We start from the raw sequence: 16,165 nt of genomic DNA, 5'->3' as shown, positions 1-16,165 counted from the left end.
CTTAGCAAACGATTATTTTTAATGGCGCTTATTGCCAGCCGTAGCGACGGATGTACCACTTTTTCATGACTTGCGTAAGACCCATGTAGGCCAGCAACACAGCCACCAGGAACACAAAGTACAGGCCAGGCAGGGGCTCCAGCTTGAAATAAGGGGCCAGCGCGCCCATGGGCAGGTAGATGCCGATAGCGACAACTACCAAGGTCATCACACTCACCGGCCAGGCAGCGCGGCTCTGGATGAACGGAATGCGCATGGTGCGGATCATGTGCACGATCAGCGACTGGGTGAGCAGGCCCACGACAAACCAGCCGGACTGGAACAGCGCCTGGCGCTCAGGCGTGTTGGCGCCGAACACCTTCCACATCACGACAAAGGTGGTGATGTCGAAGATCGAGCTGATGGGGCCGAAGAACAGCATGAAGCGGCCCACATCGGCGGGGTTCCAGCGCTGGGGCTGGGTCAGCAGCTCGGGGTCCACATGGTCAAACGGGATCGCCGACTGCGAGAAGTCATAGACCAGGTTCTGCACCAGCAGCTGCATCGGCAGCATGGGCAGGAAGGGGATGAAGGCACTGGCAATCAACACCGAGAACACATTGCCAAAGTTCGAGCTCGCCGTCATCTTGATGTACTTGAGCATGTTGGCAAAGGTGCGGCGCCCTTCCTGCACGCCCTGGTCCAGCACCATCAGGCTCTTGTCCAGCAAGATGATGTCGGCCGCCTCCTTGGCCACATCGACGGCTGTGTCCACCGAGATGCCGATATCGGCCGTGCGCAGCGCGGCCGCATCGTTGATGCCGTCGCCCATGAAGCCCACCACATGGCCATTGGCCTTGAGCATGCGCACGATGCGTTCCTTGTGTGCAGGGCTCAGCTTGGCAAAGATATTGCCTTCTTCCACCACCTGGGCCAGGCGCTGGTCGTCCATCTGCTCGATATCGCCACCCAGCACGATGTGCTGCTCGGTGATGCCCACTTGCTGGCAGACCTTGGCGGTGACGGCGGCGTTGTCGCCAGTCAGCACCTTGGTCTGCACGCCATGGCGTGCCAGCGCCTGCAGCGCGGGCGCAGCGCTCTCCTTGGGCGGATCGATAAAGGCCAGAAAGCCGCAGAGCATCATGCCGGCCTCATCGGCCACGCCAAAGTTGTCTTGGCCCGCCTGGGTATCGCGTGTGGCCACGGCCACCACGCGCAGCCCCTGGGCATTGAGCGCCTCGGCGGTTGCGACAATGCGCTTGCGCAAGCCTGCATCGAGTTCCAGCTCACCACCGGCCGCTTGCACCGTGCTGCTCACCTGCAGGATTTCCTCGACCGCACCCTTGGTGATGATCTTGCCGACGCCAGCAGCGTCACTCACCACCACCGACATGCGCCGGCGCACAAAGTCAAACGGCACTTCATCGACCTTGGCATAGGCATCGACCAGCTGGGCACGCTCGGCATGGGCGAGCACCGCCACATCGAGCAGGCTCTTGAGGCCGGTCTGGTAGTAGCTGTTCAGGTAGGCCATGTCCAGCACATGCTGCGAGACATCGCCCCAGGCATCGAGGTGGCGCTCGACCGAGATCCGGTCCTCGGTCAAGGTGCCCGTCTTGTCGGTGCACAGCACATCCATCGCGCCAAAGTTCTGGATGGCATCCAGGTGCTTGACGATCACTTTCTTGCGCGACAGGAACACCGCGCCCTTGGCCAGGGTCGCAGTCACGATCATCGGCAGCATCTCAGGCGTCAGGCCCACGGCCACCGACAGCGCGAACAGCAGGGCCTCGGTCCAGTCGCCCTTGGTCAGGCCATTGATCAGCAAGACCAGCGGCACCATCACCAGCATGAAACGGATCAGCACCCAGCTGACCTTGTTGACGCCCATCTGGAACGCGGTGGGGCTGCGGTCCATCGCCGAGACCTTGCCGGCCAGCGCACCGAGGTAGCTCTGGTTGCCAGTGGTCAACACCACTGCCAGGCCGGCACCCGAGACCACGTTCGTGCCCATGAACACCAGGTTGCGCAGCTCAACGGGGTTGTGCTGGGCATCGTCGGGCAGCTGGGCAAATTTCTCCACGGGCATGGATTCACCGGTCATCGCCGACTGGGCCAGGAAGAGGTCCTTGGAGGTCAGCAGGCGGCAGTCGGCGGGCACCATGTCACCGGCCGCCAGCTGGATGATGTCGCCTGGCACCAGCTCGCGCACGGGCAGCTCGCGCATGGCCTGCAGTGCAGACAGGCGCGAGGGCGGCGCATCCAGGTCGCGCCCCTCCTCATCCTGAGCGCTGCGGCGCAGTACGGCGGCGGTGTTGGAGACCATGGCCTGCAGGCCAGCAGCGGCCTTGTTGGCGCGGCCTTCCTGCCAAAAGCGCAGGCCGGTGGCCAGCGCCACCATGCTGCCAATCACCACCGTGGCCTTGACATCGGCCGTCAGCCACGAGACGGCAGCCAGCACCGTCAGCAACAGATTGAACGGCGTGCGAAAGCACAGCCACAGGTGCTCGGTGCGGGACATGGGCTTGTCCTGCGAGATGGTGTTCCAGCCCGCTTGCGCACGGGCTTGCTGCACCTGCGCATCGTCCAGGCCCTGGCGGCTGGTGTTCAGGCTTTCCAGCAATGCGGGTTCAGCGGCATGGGCGGCGTTGCGCAGCCGCTCTCCCATGGCCTTGGAAATGCCGGCGTCCACCGGCGTGTGGGCCAGTTGCTCAAACATGGGCAAGCGGCGGAAATGCACGCCCCAGTGGCGCGAGCGCAGAAAGTTGACGAATCCATTCTTCAGCAGGTTCAACATGACCAATCTCCCAGCCAGGGCACGGCTGCGCCGCGCCGCATGGCGTCTGCAATCCATACAGGCGTGCAGGTAGGCGCCGCGGTAGCGCGGCCGCCCACATGCACATCACAGAGAAGAAAGATCAGCGACTGAAGGGGTCCAATGCAGCCGACGCCGAGCAGGACTGCGCAGCCGCCTTGCCCATGGGGGCACGGCGGCGCAGCAGGGTCGCGAGCTGGTGAGGCATGCGGCGGGCCGAGCCCAGGCCGCAGCAAGGCGTAACAGCCCATGGCGCAGCCTGGCGTCGCGGTGCGCGCAAGGAGGCCAGCGAAGACATACGCAGTGGCATGAAAAGCTCCCACACCCGGCGGGGCGGCGCACTCGAACGGCGCTCGCCACGGGGCAAGACTGGAAGATCAAAATGGGATGCAGTAGGGGCGTAGGTCTAACTGACAGAAACTACGGCGCCTCACAGCTGCCCGCCTGGTTGGGCAAGGCAGCGCGCAAAGCTGGGGCGTTTGCGATTACCTTGCCTGTGGTCGGTTGGCCGTTGGCCAACAACTCGGTAAGTCCACAGGGTTTCTCCTGATAAAAAAGCTGGCCGGATTGTAGATCAAGGCCCACAAAAGCACCAGTGGTTGAGAAAGAACAACGCGCTCTTTACCTGCGCTTTTCAGAAGGCTCAGTCCAGCACCAGCTTGCGCTGCTGCATCAGCTGCTGGATCTGGCTGCGTGTATCGCTGATCAGCACTGCAAACTGTTGCGGGCTGCCACCCATGGGCACCACACCGAGCTGGTCCAGGCGCGCCTGCACAGCGGGTTGGCGCAAGGCATCGCGGGCTGCGTGGTTGAGGGCATCGATGACCGCTGGCGGCGTGCCCGCCGGTGCCACCACGCCAAACCAGGTGATGGCCAGGCGGTTGAGGGCCGGGTAGCCTGCCTCGGCCAAGGTAGGCACCTGCGGCAGCGCTGGCAGCCGCTGGGGCGCGGCCACCGCAAAAGGCAGCAGCCGCCCGGACTGCACCAGGCTGCTGGACGAGGGGTACTGGTCACTCAGCACCTGGGTCTCGCCCGACAGCGCACTGTTGATGACGGGGCCCTGGCCCTTGTAGGGAATGTGGCGCAGGCGCACGCCCAGCGCCTCGTTCATCGCCTCGGCAATCAGGTGGCCGATGGAGCCCACACCGGCCGATCCAATCGTGTAGTGGTCGGGCTTGGCGCGCAAGGTAGCCACCAGGCCTTGCAGATCCGTCACGCCCAGGCTGGGATGGGCGGAGAACACCGACGGTATCTGCGCCAGCGCGATGACCGGCGCCAGCTCTTCAAGCGGATCGCGGCGCACCGACTTGAGCATCACGGTATTGACGGCCAGGGTGCTGATCGTGCCCACGCCAATGGTGTAGCCGTCGGGCTGGGCACGGGCCACTGCCTCGGCCCCGATCAAGCCTGCGGCCCCTGCCTTGTTCTCCACCACCACCGGCTGGCCCAGCGGCTCGCGCATCGCATCTGCTATCAAGCGGGCCACGATGTCGGTCGAGCCACCGGGTGCAAAGGGCACCACCAGCTTGATGGGCTGGCTCGGATACGGACGCCGCTCTTGTGCCTGCGCCTGCGCCTGCGCATGGCCAGCCCCTGCCAGACCCAGGCAGACCAGAGCAAGCAGCAGCGCAAAGGGGCGCAGGGTGGAAAAGCGGGAGATCATGGCAGGCGGCGACTAAAACGCAGAGACCAGAATTATCCTCCTGCGCGGGAAACTTGCACTAAGCAGCGCAGCTGGCCTGTACGCCCTGCCCGTCATCCTGCAGCCCCTGGCTCTGGGCGTAGTCCATGCCCCAGTCGCGCATCGCAATCAGCACTGGCTCCAGGCTACGCCCCAGCTCGGTCAGTGCGTAGTCCACGCGCGGGGGCACCTCGGCATAGACGGTGCGCGCAACAATGCCAGCCTCTTCCAGCTCGCGCAGCTGCAAGGTCAGCATGCGCTGGGTGACATTGGGGATCGCACGCGCCAGCGCGCTGAAACGCTTGGTGCCATGCATCAAGTGGAAAAGCACAATCGGCTTCCAGGTGCCACCCATCACCGACAAGGTGACCTCCACCGCGCAACCACTTTTGCTGTTCAAACGCTTCATATCCCTGGCTCCCCGGCAGACGACAAACGCCCCATCCTAGCGCCAAGCCAATGCCCATGCATTGCTTACATTTTTAATACTAGACCACAAATATGTCGGTTCTGGCTTTCCGAGGCTAGCGCTTGCATGATGGCCGGGTGGCTGCAGCCTGCAGCCTTTGTGATGCCAACCAAGGAAAGAGAAACGCCATGAAAGCCATACAACTTGCGGCCCCCGGCGGCCTGGACCGCCTGCAGCTGGTCGATCTGCCAGCCCCCGCAGCACCGCGCGCCGGAGAGATCCAGGTGCGCCTGCACGCCAGCTCGCTCAATTACCACGACCTAGCCATTGCCGCCGGCCGCTCGGCCACAGCCGATGGCCGCATCCCGATGGCCGATGGCGCCGGCGTGGTGACGGCAGTCGGTGAAGGGGTGAGCGAGTTCGCCGTGGGCGACGCCGTAGTCTCCTGCTTTTTCCCGCTGTGGCTATCGGGCAAGCTAGTGCCCTCTACCTTTGCCACCGTGCCTGGCGATGGAATCGATGGATTTGCGCGCGAGCAGGTCACGATGGCCGCCACGGCCTTTACCCATGCGCCCAAAGGCTATACGCATGAAGAAGCAGCCACCCTGACCACCGCCGGCCTGACCGCCTGGCGCGCCCTGGTCGTCGATGGCCGCATCGAAGCCGGGCAAACCGTGCTGGTGCTGGGCACCGGCGGGGTGTCCATCTTTGCCTTGCAACTGGCCAAAGCGATGGGCGCCAAGGTGATTGCCACCACCTCCAGTGCCGCCAAGGCAGAGCGCCTGCGCGCCATGGGTGCCGACACCGTCATCAACTACCGCGACCAGCCCGAATGGGGCGATGCGGTGCTGCAAGCCACCGGCGGTCGCGGTGCCGATATCGTCGTGGAAGTGGGAGGCCCCGGCACCCTACCCCAGTCCATCCGCGCCTGCGCCGTGGGCGGCCATATCGCGCTGATCGGCGTGCTGACCGGCTTTGCCGGCGATGTGCCCACCCTGGAGCTGATGCGTAAGCAGCAAACCCTGCAAGGCCTGATCGTCGGCAGCCGCGAGCAGCAACAAGACCTGGTGCGCGCGCTGGACCAACTGCCGCTGCGCCCGGTGATCGACAGCAGCTACCCGCTGGAGAAAATCGCCGATGCCTTTACGCACCAGATCAGCGCGCAGCACTTTGGCAAGATCTGCCTGAGCTGGTAAGCGGCCACGGCAGCGCAAGCGCTCTGCCGTCTGCCCCATTGCCGCCAATCGCCCCATGAAAAAACCGCCCCGGGCTTGCGCCTGGGGCGGTTGTTCGTTGGGCGGCAGACGATCAGTCCAACAGCGAAATATCGCGCACTGCACCCTTGTCGGCCGAGGTCACCAGCTTGGCGTAGGCCTTCAAAGCGGTGGACACCTTGCGTGGACGCGGCTTGGCAGGCTTCCAGCCCAGCGCATTTTGTGCCTCGCGGCGCTTGGCAAATTCCTCGTCGCTCACCAGCGCATTGATGGTGCGGTTGGGGATGTCGATCAGGATGCGGTCACCGTTCTGCACCAGGCCAATGGCGCCGCCGGCAGCTGCCTCTGGCGAGCAGTGGCCGATGGACAGACCCGAGGTACCACCCGAGAAACGGCCATCGGTCAGCAGTGCGCAGGACTTGCCCAGGCCCTTGGACTTGATGTAGCTGGTCGGGTAGAGCATTTCCTGCATGCCGGGGCCGCCCTTGGGGCCTTCGTAACGCACGATCACGACATCACCGGCCTTGACCTTGTCGCTCAGGATGTTTTCCACGGCCTCGTCCTGCGACTCGACCACATGGGCCGAACCTTCGAACATTAGGATCGAGTCATCGACACCGGCGGTCTTGACCACACAGCCGTCCAGCGCGATATTGCCGCGCAGCACGGCCAGGCCGCCTTCCTTGGAGAAGGCGTGTTCGTAGGAACGGATGCAGCCTTCGGCGCGGTCCAGATCCAGGCTGGGCCAGCGCGTGCTTTGGCTGAAGGCCACCTGGGTGGGGATGCCGGCAGGGCCTGCCATGTAGAAGGTGCGCACGGCCTCGTCTTCGGTACGCACGATGTCCCACTGGTCCAGCGCGTCCTTCATGGTCTTGGCATGCACGGTGGGTGCATCGGTGTGCAGCTTGCCGGCGCGGTCCAGCTCACCCAGGATGGCCATGATGCCGCCTGCGCGGTGCACGTCTTCGATGTGGTACTTGTTGGTATTGGGCGCCACCTTGCACAGCTGCGGCACGGTGCGCGACATGCGGTCGATGTCGGTCATCGTGAAGTCGATCTCCGCCTCTTGCGCGATCGCCAACAAGTGCAGGATGGTGTTGGTCGAGCCGCCCATCGCAATGTCCAGCGTCATCGCGTTCTCGAAGGCCTTGATGCCCACGGCGCGCGGCAGCAGGGTGGCTTCGTCTTGCTCGTAGTAGCGCTTGGCCAGGTCCACAATCAGGCGGCCTGCGCGCTTGAACAGCTGCTGGCGGTCCGAGTGGGTCGCTACCACGGTGCCATTGCCTGGCAGGGCCAGGCCCAGCGCTTCGGCCAGGCAGTTCATCGAGTTGGCGGTGAACATGCCCGAGCAGGAGCCGCAGGTCGGGCAGGCCGAGCGCTCGACTTCGGCCACATCGGCATCGCTGACATTGCTGTCAGCGGCCATCACCATGGCATCGACCAGGTCGAGCTTCTTGATCTGGATGGTCTTGCTGCCGTCAGCAGCAGGCACGGCCAGGCGCACCTTGCCAGCTTCCATCGGGCCGCCCGAGACAAACACCACGGGGATGTTGAGGCGCATCGCGGCCATCAGCATGCCGGGGGTGATCTTGTCGCAGTTGGAGATGCAGACCATGGCATCGGCGCAGTGCGCGTTGACCATGTATTCAACCGAATCGGCAATCACTTCGCGACTGGGCAGCGAGTACAGCATGCCGTCGTGGCCCATCGCAATGCCGTCATCGACGGCAATGGTGTTGAACTCCTTGGCAACGCCACCTGCAGCCTCGATCTCGCGGGCTACGAGCTGGCCCAGGTCCTTCAGGTGCACATGGCCTGGAACGAACTGGGTAAAGGAGTTCACCACCGCAATGATGGGCTTGGAGAAATCGTCGTCTTTCATGCCGGTGGCGCGCCACAAGGAGCGGGCACCAGCCATGTTGCGACCGGCGGTAGAGGTTTTGGAACGGTATGCGGGCATCGTGGTGTACGAATCAGTAAACAATAAGAATGCGGCCTGTCTTGCATAGTGCGGGCCTGGATATACGCCAGGGCCAGCGGGCAAGTTGGCGAGAACCTCTTGAGTGCACGCCGATGTGAGCGCTGATTATGGCGCAGCTGGGCAAATGACGGAGACACTCGGGTTCCAGCCAGTAAAGGCGGTAGGGACAGCGGGCGGACGGAAAAAAACCGCCCCCAGGCGGTTGCTGCGCGGCGGCGGCTGCCTTAGCGGCGTCGGCGGGCCGATTGGCCCAGCGCTTCCTTGGACTTCTGCAGGCGGCGCTGCTTTTTCAGATCTTCCTGCTCCATCGCCTTGCGCTTGGTGTAACCCGACCAGTCGGCCCAGGCCCACCACAGCGCCGCCAGACCAAAGGGCGCCAGCACGGTCAGCCAGGACCAGGCCGCGACCGGGCCGATTTCCAGGTACTTCAACAACAACAGAATGATCCCCAGGATCAGAAAATACATGGTCTCTCCCTCTTCTCGCTCGCTTGGCCACTTGGGTATCGGGCTCGTAAAGTGTTCTCGGTTGCGGAACATCATGGCCGCCGCGCAGTCCAAAGAATCTGCGCTTGCAGCGAGCCATTAGAATTAATGTACCTCATGCGCTAAGGAGAAGACACGATGAACCGTATTCTGATTGCCACGGCACTGGCCTTGTCGGCCAGCGCACCTGCGTGGGCTGATCAGGCATTGGCCCAATCCAAGAACTGCATGGCTTGCCATTCGGTCGACAAGAAAGTGGTGGGCCCCGCATTCAAAGATATTGGCGCCAAGTTTGCAGGCCAGCCTGGCGCCGCCGACATGCTGGCCCAGAAGATCATCAAGGGCAGCGCTGGCGTCTGGGGCCCCGTGCCCATGCCCGCCAACACCCAGGTCAGCGAAGCCGATGCCAAGAAACTGGCAGCCTGGGTGCTGACCCTCAAGTAAGCCACGCGTCGCATGCAGGTCGGGCCCCACAGGCCCATGCCAACAAAAAGCCACCTTGCAAGGTGGCTTTTTTGCGGTGGGCTGCAGCGGTTTAGAAGGTATTGCGCGGTGGCTCGACCTGGCGCATGCGGTCTTCAATCTGGCCCATATAGGCGGCATTGCTGTTGTCCGACTCCTGGGCGCGGGCGACCAGATGGGCTTCCAGCTCTGCCAGGCGGGCCAGCAAGGCAGATTGGCCCGCAGCATGCTGGCTCTCCAGCACCTGGCGCAGCTCGGTAAAGCGCGATGCCTCGGCCTTGTCAGCCAGCTCGCGCTGCGCCGTCATCTCCTTGTTGTGGCGGCGCGCCTCCAGCATCACCGAGCCTTGCAGCGACAGCACATAGGCGATAAAGATCACGCAGAGCAGCACCGTCAGTGCCAGCATCAGCACGCCCAGCGGGGCATGGATGGTGCTGAGGCCCAGGTTGACTTCAGAGGGGGTGGACAGCACCTCCCAGTTGAGGGCCGCCAGGCCGCCGATGAGCACGGCGATGATGAGAAGAAGAATGCTGCGCATAGTGGAATTTGATGGCATGGATAGAACGCATAGACCATAGCACGGTCCATGCGCCATGGCTTGTCAGCCAATGCTGGCACTTTCCCAGCGCTTTTCCAGCTTTAACAACAACTTCGCGCGCTGGGATGCCCCAGCGCGCCATTTGTTGACATTTGCCGATCAGTGCGTATCGGACAGCTGGTCGAGGATCGCCGGGTTCTCCAAGGTGGAGGTGTCCTGCGTGATCGCCTCACCCTTGGCAATCGAGCGCAGCAGGCGGCGCATGATCTTGCCCGAGCGCGTCTTGGGCAGGTTGTCGCCAAAACGGATGTCCTTGGGCTTGGCGATGGGGCCGATTTCCTTGGCCACCCAGTCGCGCAGCTCCTTGGCAATCTGTTTGGCTTCGTCACCGGTGGGGCGTGAGCGCTTGAGCACGACGAAGGCGCAGATCGCCTCGCCGGTCATGTCATCGGGCCGACCCACCACAGCGGCCTCGGCCACCAGGTCGGTTTTGGACACCAGCGCCGATTCGATCTCCATCGTGCCCATGCGGTGGCCCGAGACGTTGAGCACATCGTCAATGCGGCCGGTGATACGGAAGTAGCCGGTCTTGGCATCGCGCACCGCGCCATCGCCCGCCAGGTAGATGCTGCCGCCCATTTCCTCGGGGAAATAGGCCTTCTTGAAGCGCTCGGGGTCGTTCCAGATCGTGCGGATCATCGAGGGCCAGGGCTTGCTGATCACGAGGATGCCGCCGGTGCCGTTGGGCAGTTCCTTGCCGGTCTCGTCAACAATCTGGGCCATGATGCCCGGCAGCGGCAGGGTGCAAGAGCCGGGCACCAGCGGCGTGGCGCCGGGCAGCGGCGTGATCACATGGCCGCCGTTTTCCGTTTGCCAGAAGGTATCGACAATCGGGCAGCGCTCGCCGCCGATGTTCCGGTAGTACCACATCCAGGCTTCGGGGTTGATGGGCTCCCCCACCGAACCCAGAATGCGCAGGCTGCTCAGGTTCCAGTTGCGCGGATGCACCTTGTCGTCCGAGTCAGCCGCCTTGATCAAGGAGCGGATGGCCGTGGGCGCGGTGTAGAAGATGGAGACGCCATGGCGCTCGATCATCTGCCAGAAGCGGCCGGCATTGGGGAAGGTGGGCACGCCTTCAAAGACCACCTGGGTCGCGCCAGCGGCCAGCGGGCCATAGGCGATATAGGTGTGGCCGGTGATCCAGCCGATATCGGCCGTGCACCAGAACACGTCGCTGGGCTGCAGGTCGAAGGTCCACTCCATCGTCATCTTGGCCCAGAGCACATAGCCGCCGCTGGCATGCTGCACGCCCTTGGGTTTGCCGGTGGAGCCGCTGGTGTACAGAATGAAGAGCGGGTGTTCGGCATTCACCGGCACCGGCGCGCATTCCTTGCTCTGGCCGGCCAGTGCCTCGCCAAAGCTCACATCCCGGCCTTCCACCTTGTTCCAGGCCGTGGCAGTACGCTCAAACACCAGTACTTTCTTGACGGTGTCGCAGCCACCCATGGCCAGCGCGTCATCCACAATCGCCTTCAGAGGCAGCTCCTTGCCGCCGCGCATCTGGTAGTTGGCGGTGATGATCAGCACCGCACCGGCGTCGATGACGCGCTCATTGACCGCCTTGGCCGAGAAGCCGCCGAACACCACCGAATGGGTGGCACCAATGCGCGCGCAGGCCTGCATCGCCACAATGCCTTCCACGGTCATCGGCATATAGATCAGCACCCGGTCGCCCTTTTGCACGCCCTGGGCCTTGAGCGCATTGGCAAAGGCGCTGACCTTGTCGAGCAGCTCGCGGTACTTGATCTTGCTGACCTGGCCATCATCGGCTTCAAAGATGATCGCCGTCTTGTTCTCCACCGGCGTGCCGATGTGCTTGTCCAGGCAGTTGGCGCTGACGTTCAGCTCGCCATCCTGGAACCACTTGAAGAACGGTGGCTGGCTCTGGTCCAGCACTTCGGTGAAAGGCTTGGTCCACTGCACATGCTCGCGGGCACGCTTGGCCCAGAAGCCTTCAAAGTCGGACTCGGCCTCGGCGCACAGCGCCTGGTAGGCCTCCATGCTGCCGACACGGGCGCTGGCAGACAGGCTGGCGGGTGGGGGGAAAACGCGGTTTTCGACCAGAACGGATTCAATCGTTCCTTGGGCTGGGGCTGTCATGGGTTGTCTCCTTTGCAAACATTGTAGGTATGAAAATCGCTGCTACTGTGGACCGGCGCACTTACATGCATCTGACAGCCGCATGCGTGGCGGGCTTCCGCCAGCGGCAGATCCATAGCCAAAATCAACCACCCTATCGAGGTGACGAATTTTGGCAATCGCCACACGCAAGACGCAGGTGGCTGGCTACAATCCGCGTCGCTCTTTTGGCTGCATGTCCGCCGGGGTGAGCCAGCACGCAGGCAGGCTGGCACCGCAACCACTCACCTTTGGCCGGCACAACGAAAAACTCCAAATACATCGCAGTCCAGCAGCGCCTTCTCCACTTCCTCCTCCATCATGTCTCTGCCTCAAAATGCTCCCTTGCGCCCCTTGCCGGCGCTGATTTTTGCCAGCCGCTGGCTGCAGTTGCCGCTCTACCTGGGGCTGATCGTTGCCCAGCTGGTGTATGTCTGGCATTTCCTGGTTGAGCTGCTGCACCTGGTTGAAGCTGCCTTTGGCAGCGATACCGCGCTGCGCATCCTCGTCACCTCGGTGGGCTATTCGCCCGATGTCCAGATCACCGCCCTCAACGAGACCATCATCATGCTGGTGGTGCTGGGCCTCATCGATGTGGTGATGATCTCCAACCTGCTGATCATGGTGATCGTGGGCGGCTACGAGACCTTTGTCAGCCGCATGCACCTCAACCGCCACCCCGACCAGCCCGAATGGCTGGGCCATGTGAATGCCTCGGTGCTCAAGGTCAAGCTGGGCCTGTCCATCATCGGCATCAGTTCCATTCACCTGCTCAAGACCTTTATCAATGCACCCAATTACAGTGAGAAGGTGCTGATGTGGCAGACCATCATCCATGTGGTCTTCCTGCTGTCGGCTCTGGCCATTGCCTGGACCGACCGCATCCTGCACCCCGCCGGCCCTGGCCACAAGGACAGCCACTGATCCAGCAGCCGCTGCGCGCATCACACCAGCCCCGCCCCTGCGGGGCTTTTTCATGGGCGCTTGGGCGATCCGGATTGGCGAAATATTCCTACACGGCAGCCGCATGGTTTCGGATATCGGTAGTTATTTACCATTAAAAGACAGCATTCACAGCACAAGCAACGTGATCGGTACGCAATTGCCAAAATTAGGGTCTTTTGCGGAGAGGTTTGGCGAGAAATTGAAACTAAATGTGTTTTAACACTTCAGAACCCCGACCGCTTGATCCGACCATATTTGGTTTTTTGTTGCTATTAAAAAAGTAGCATCGCAGAAATCAGATGCTGCAAATCGGCGTTTGCAAGGCCAAATTCGCCCGGATGAAACCCGCTTTTTTTGACTTCTATATTTCCAATACGTATACTTAAGGAATGTTTTACAACCTGCAACGCAGGTAATCCGTGCCTTTCTGACAGGTGCGGATCGTCTCCGTCGGGTCTTTGGCGCCACGCCAAAGTCCGTCAACAGGCCGGAATATTCCCGGCCCTGATGCCCCGGCGTGGTGGCCTTTTTACAGTGTCCGCCGCGCTCGCGTGATTGAAACGATCGGGTTTCAATGCGCACGAGAGACCCTGTACCTGGCTCGACCCTTGAGCCCTTCGCTTCTGGCATGCATGCCCGGTACAGGCAGAAATTGTTGGTCACATTGTGTGTCCTGCCCACGAGGGCTTGCCATGGCGGTCGCTTTGACCGCCAGGCGCAGCTATCGGCATCAGGGTTGAGAGATTGACGGTCCCGTGCTGGACGACGCCCCTTTGTGGGCGTCTTCAGCGTTGTAGCCACTACAACTTAGGGAGGAGCCACGCATGGCCAAACAAATCCGTATCGAGAACGTCTTCAAGGTGTTCGGAGATTCCCCCAAAGCCGCACTGGAACTGGTGCGCAAAGGCGCCACCAAACAAGAAGTCATGGAGAAGACCGGCAACTCCATCGGCGTGTTTGACGCCAACTTCACCATCGAAGCCGGTGAAATCTTTGTCGTCATGGGCCTGTCGGGCTCGGGCAAATCCACCCTGGTGCGCATGCTCAATCGCCTGATCGAGCCCACCAGCGGCGCCATCGTCGTCGATGGCCAGGACATCAACCAGCTGTCGGACAGCAAGCTGCGCGCGCTGCGCCGCAAGGACATCTCGATGGTGTTCCAGTCCTTCGCGCTGATGCCCCACCTCACCGTGGTCGAGAACACCGCCTTTGGCCTGGAGCTGGCCGGCGTGGGCTGCGAAGAGCGCCTCACCGCCGCCGAGCAAGCGCTGGAGCAAGTGGGCCTGGCCGGCTGGGGTGCGAGCTACCCCGATGAGCTGTCGGGCGGCATGCAGCAGCGTGTGGGCCTGGCCCGTGCGCTGGCGTCTGACCCCTCGATCCTGCTGATGGACGAGGCCTTCTCGGCACTCGACCCCATCATCCGCACCGAAATGCAGTCCGAGCTGATGCGCCTGCAGGAAATCAAGCGCCGCACCATCGTCTTCATCTCGCATGACCTGGACGAAGCCATGCGCATTGGCGACCGCATCGCCATCATGAAGGATGGCATGGTCCAGCAGGTCGGCACACCCGATGACATTCTGCGCAACCCCGCCAACGAGTATGTGCGCGCCTTTATCCAGGGCGTGGATGCGGCAGCGGTGTTCAAGGCCGCCGATATCGCCCGCCGTGGTATCACCATCGTCAAGGAAAGCGACCAGCGCGGCGCCCGTGCCGCGATGCAGCTGCTGCAGGACGAGGACCGGGATTTTGCCTATGTGGTCTCGCCCCGCAAGCAGTACCTGGGCACCGTCTCGACCGAGTCCTTGCGCAATGCCTTGAAGGGCCATGTCGGCCCGCTGGGTCTGCAGCATGCCTACCTGGACAAGGTCGAGCCGATTGCCGAAGACGCGCTGGTGGCCGATCTGTTTGGCCAGGTGGCGCAAGCACCCTGCCCGCTGCCGGTGCTGCGCGCCGATGGCCGCTTTGTCGGCGCCATCAGCAAGAACACCTTGCTGCGCTTCCTGGACCGCGACACGCCGCCCGTGCCGCCCACCGACCCCGCCGTGATCGCCATGCAAGCGGCCACCGAGGCCGCTGCCGCTGAAGCCGCCAATATCGACAACAACGACAACAGGAGTGCCGCATGAGTACCGACAACACGATGACCATCGCCCAGAACACTGCCGCTGCCGACCCTTGGGCCGATACCGCATCGACCAGTTCCAGCGCGGCCACCGCCTGGACCGGCACCGACATAGCCAGCACCCCGGCACCCGCTACCGTCAGCGATGACCCCTGGCAGGCCGTTGGCAATGTCTCGGGCAATACCGACTGGCTCGGCGGCCCCGACGCCGTAGGCCAGACCGCCGATGCCGCCCAGGCTGCAGCGCAGCATGCGCAAGTCGCGCACGACAGCGGTTTCCACCTGAGCCAGCTCTGGGATGGCAGCCTGCCGGTGCAGGACTGGATCAACAGCGGCCTGACCTGGGTCGTCGCCAATTTCCGCCCCTTCTTCCAGACCGTGCGCGCGCCGATTGACGGCACGCTCACGGGCGTGGAGCATTTCCTGACCGCCATCCCCATGCTCGCGATGGTGGCCATTCTGGCGCTGATCGCCTGGCAATTTGCCGGCGGCGCCCTGGCCATTGGGGCCGTGGTGTCGCTGCTGATCATCGGCATGCTGGGTATCTGGCATGAGGCCATGGTCACCCTGTCGCTGGTGCTGACCTCGCTGGCCTTCTGCATCATCATCGGCCTGCCACTGGGCATTCTGCTGGCGAGCAGCGACCGCGCGCAGAAGTTCTTCCGCCCGGTGCTCGATGCCATGCAGACCACCCCGGCCTTCGTCTACCTGGTGCCGGTGGTGATGCTGTTCGGTATTGGCAATGTGCCTGGCGTGGTGGTGACCATTGTGTTTGCGCTGCCACCGCTGGTGCGCCTGACCAACCTGGGTATCCGCCAGGTGCGCCCTGACCTGATCGAAGCCAGCCGCGCCTATGGCGCCTCGCCTCTGCAATTGCTGTGGAAGGTGCAGCTGCCGCTGTCCATGCCCTCGATCATGGCCGGTATCAACCAGTCGCTGATGCTGTCGCTGTCGATGGTGGTGATCGCCTCGATGATCGCCGTGGGCGGTCTGGGCCAGATGGTGCTGCGCGGTATTGGCCGCCTGGACATGGGCCTGGCCACCGTCGGCGGCCTGGGCATTGTGCTGCTGGCCATTTTGCTGGACCGCATCACCCAGGCCATGGGCCAGCCCCGCCGTGGCGTGCGCCACTGGTGGCAAACCGGCCCGGCCGGCATCATCGCCCGCGCCCTGCACAAGCCTGAAGCCAGCCCTGCGCCCAAGCCCCTGGCACAGCCGCTGCCACAGGCCCAAGCCCAGGCACAAAAGCAGGCCCAAAAGCCCGCCACGCAGGACGCCGTGCCTGCCGCCTAAGCCCCGCCAGGGCAGCCGCCAACGCTGGCTGCCCTGCCTGCCCGCTTGGCCCCCATTTGC

The 16,165-nt window shown here is 63.1% G+C and carries 13 protein-coding genes; 5 read left to right on the top strand and 8 right to left on the bottom strand.

What is annotated here, in order from left to right; genetic code table 11:
- Positions 1-28: 28 nt before the first annotated feature.
- The 4 genes from mgtA to EDF71_RS17620 form a co-directional block, all read right to left on the bottom strand.
- Positions 29-2,776 carry a magnesium-translocating P-type ATPase gene (gene mgtA, locus EDF71_RS17635; protein WP_133857863.1) on the bottom strand — a complete coding sequence of 916 codons (2,748 nt, stop codon included), beginning with the start codon at positions 2,774-2,776 and terminating at the stop codon, positions 29-31.
- 121 nt (positions 2,777-2,897) lie between these two features.
- Positions 2,898-3,104 carry a hypothetical protein gene (locus tag EDF71_RS17630; RefSeq protein WP_133857862.1) on the bottom strand — a complete coding sequence of 69 codons (207 nt, stop codon included), beginning with the start codon at positions 3,102-3,104 and terminating at the stop codon, positions 2,898-2,900.
- Between the two features lie 333 nt (positions 3,105-3,437).
- Positions 3,438-4,457 carry a tripartite tricarboxylate transporter substrate binding protein gene (locus tag EDF71_RS17625; RefSeq protein WP_133857861.1) on the bottom strand — a complete coding sequence of 340 codons (1,020 nt, stop codon included), beginning with the start codon at positions 4,455-4,457 and terminating at the stop codon, positions 3,438-3,440.
- A gap of 58 nt (positions 4,458-4,515) precedes the next feature.
- A complete protein-coding gene (locus EDF71_RS17620; RefSeq protein WP_166656573.1) occupies positions 4,516-4,884 on the bottom strand; it encodes a helix-turn-helix domain-containing protein in 369 nt (122 codons plus the stop codon).
- Between the two features lie 188 nt (positions 4,885-5,072).
- Here EDF71_RS17620 and EDF71_RS17615 point away from each other — a divergent pair, with 188 nt between their 5' ends.
- Entirely contained in the window at positions 5,073-6,080 is a 1,008-nt protein-coding gene (locus EDF71_RS17615) for an NAD(P)-dependent alcohol dehydrogenase (protein ID WP_133857860.1), read from the top strand.
- Between the two features lie 112 nt (positions 6,081-6,192).
- On the opposite strand, the gene ilvD is transcribed toward EDF71_RS17615, so the two are convergent.
- Complete coding sequence (gene ilvD / locus EDF71_RS17610; protein ID WP_133857859.1) at positions 6,193-8,058, bottom strand: dihydroxy-acid dehydratase; 1,866 nt, start codon at positions 8,056-8,058, stop codon at positions 6,193-6,195.
- 245 nt (positions 8,059-8,303) lie between these two features.
- The gene (locus EDF71_RS17605; protein WP_133857858.1) at positions 8,304-8,546 is read right to left on the bottom strand and encodes a TIGR04438 family Trp-rich protein; all 243 of its coding nucleotides are present in this window, start codon (positions 8,544-8,546) and stop codon (positions 8,304-8,306) included.
- Positions 8,547-8,702: 156 nt separating this feature from the next.
- Here EDF71_RS17605 and EDF71_RS17600 point away from each other — a divergent pair, with 156 nt between their 5' ends.
- Positions 8,703-9,008: a c-type cytochrome gene (locus tag EDF71_RS17600; RefSeq protein ID WP_133857857.1), complete on the top strand. Its 306-nt coding sequence runs from the start codon at positions 8,703-8,705 to the stop codon at positions 9,006-9,008.
- Positions 9,009-9,099: 91 nt separating this feature from the next.
- Here the strand turns inward: EDF71_RS17600 and EDF71_RS17595 are convergent, their stop codons facing one another.
- Both EDF71_RS17595 and acs read right to left on the bottom strand, forming a co-directional pair.
- Complete coding sequence (locus EDF71_RS17595; RefSeq protein WP_133857892.1) at positions 9,100-9,564, bottom strand: LapA family protein; 465 nt, start codon at positions 9,562-9,564, stop codon at positions 9,100-9,102.
- Positions 9,565-9,723: 159 nt separating this feature from the next.
- Complete coding sequence (gene acs, locus EDF71_RS17590; protein ID WP_133857856.1) at positions 9,724-11,724, bottom strand: acetate--CoA ligase; 2,001 nt, start codon at positions 11,722-11,724, stop codon at positions 9,724-9,726.
- A gap of 339 nt (positions 11,725-12,063) precedes the next feature.
- Between acs and EDF71_RS17585 the strand changes: the two genes are divergently transcribed.
- From EDF71_RS17585 to proW, 3 genes are all read left to right on the top strand, one after another.
- A complete protein-coding gene (locus EDF71_RS17585; RefSeq protein WP_133857855.1) occupies positions 12,064-12,666 on the top strand; it encodes a TIGR00645 family protein in 603 nt (200 codons plus the stop codon).
- Positions 12,667-13,511: 845 nt separating this feature from the next.
- The gene (gene proV / locus EDF71_RS17580) at positions 13,512-14,816 is read left to right on the top strand and encodes a glycine betaine/L-proline ABC transporter ATP-binding protein ProV (RefSeq protein WP_133857854.1); all 1,305 of its coding nucleotides are present in this window, start codon (positions 13,512-13,514) and stop codon (positions 14,814-14,816) included.
- Positions 14,813-16,105, top strand: coding sequence for a glycine betaine/L-proline ABC transporter permease ProW (proW, locus tag EDF71_RS17575; protein WP_208301078.1), 1,293 nt, complete (start codon positions 14,813-14,815; stop codon positions 16,103-16,105). Before proV ends, proW begins: the two co-directional genes overlap by 4 nt.
- The last annotated feature ends 60 nt before the right edge of the window (positions 16,106-16,165 follow it).

This window comes from Comamonas sp. JUb58 (assembly GCF_004364775.1).
Taxonomy (GTDB): Bacteria; Pseudomonadota; Gammaproteobacteria; order Burkholderiales; family Burkholderiaceae_C; genus Comamonas.
This window is presented reverse-complemented; position numbering and strand designations above follow the sequence as displayed.

Bases quoted from the DNA above. Each gene is read 5' to 3' on its own strand.
- EDF71_RS17625 (WP_133857861.1), bottom strand. From the start codon at position 4,457: ATGATCTCCCGCTTTTCCACCCTGCGCCCCTTTGCGCTGCTGCTTGCT.
- EDF71_RS17595 (WP_133857892.1), bottom strand. From the start codon at position 9,564: ATGCGCAGCATTCTTCTTCTCATCATCGCCGTGCTCATCGGCGGCCTG.
- ilvD (WP_133857859.1), bottom strand. From the start codon at position 8,058: ATGCCCGCATACCGTTCCAAAACCTCTACCGCCGGTCGCAACATGGCT.
- EDF71_RS17585 (WP_133857855.1), top strand. From the start codon at position 12,064: ATGTCTCTGCCTCAAAATGCTCCCTTGCGCCCCTTGCCGGCGCTGATT.
- EDF71_RS17600 (WP_133857857.1), top strand. From the start codon at position 8,703: ATGAACCGTATTCTGATTGCCACGGCACTGGCCTTGTCGGCCAGCGCA.
- acs (WP_133857856.1), bottom strand. From the start codon at position 11,724: ATGACAGCCCCAGCCCAAGGAACGATTGAATCCGTTCTGGTCGAAAAC.
- EDF71_RS17620 (WP_166656573.1), bottom strand. From the start codon at position 4,884: ATGAAGCGTTTGAACAGCAAAAGTGGTTGCGCGGTGGAGGTCACCTTG.
- mgtA (WP_133857863.1), bottom strand. From the start codon at position 2,776: ATGTTGAACCTGCTGAAGAATGGATTCGTCAACTTTCTGCGCTCGCGC.
- proV (WP_133857854.1), top strand. From the start codon at position 13,512: ATGGCCAAACAAATCCGTATCGAGAACGTCTTCAAGGTGTTCGGAGAT.
- EDF71_RS17605 (WP_133857858.1), bottom strand. From the start codon at position 8,546: ATGTATTTTCTGATCCTGGGGATCATTCTGTTGTTGTTGAAGTACCTG.
- EDF71_RS17630 (WP_133857862.1), bottom strand. From the start codon at position 3,104: ATGCCACTGCGTATGTCTTCGCTGGCCTCCTTGCGCGCACCGCGACGC.
- proW (WP_208301078.1), top strand. From the start codon at position 14,813: ATGAGTACCGACAACACGATGACCATCGCCCAGAACACTGCCGCTGCC.
- EDF71_RS17615 (WP_133857860.1), top strand. From the start codon at position 5,073: ATGAAAGCCATACAACTTGCGGCCCCCGGCGGCCTGGACCGCCTGCAG.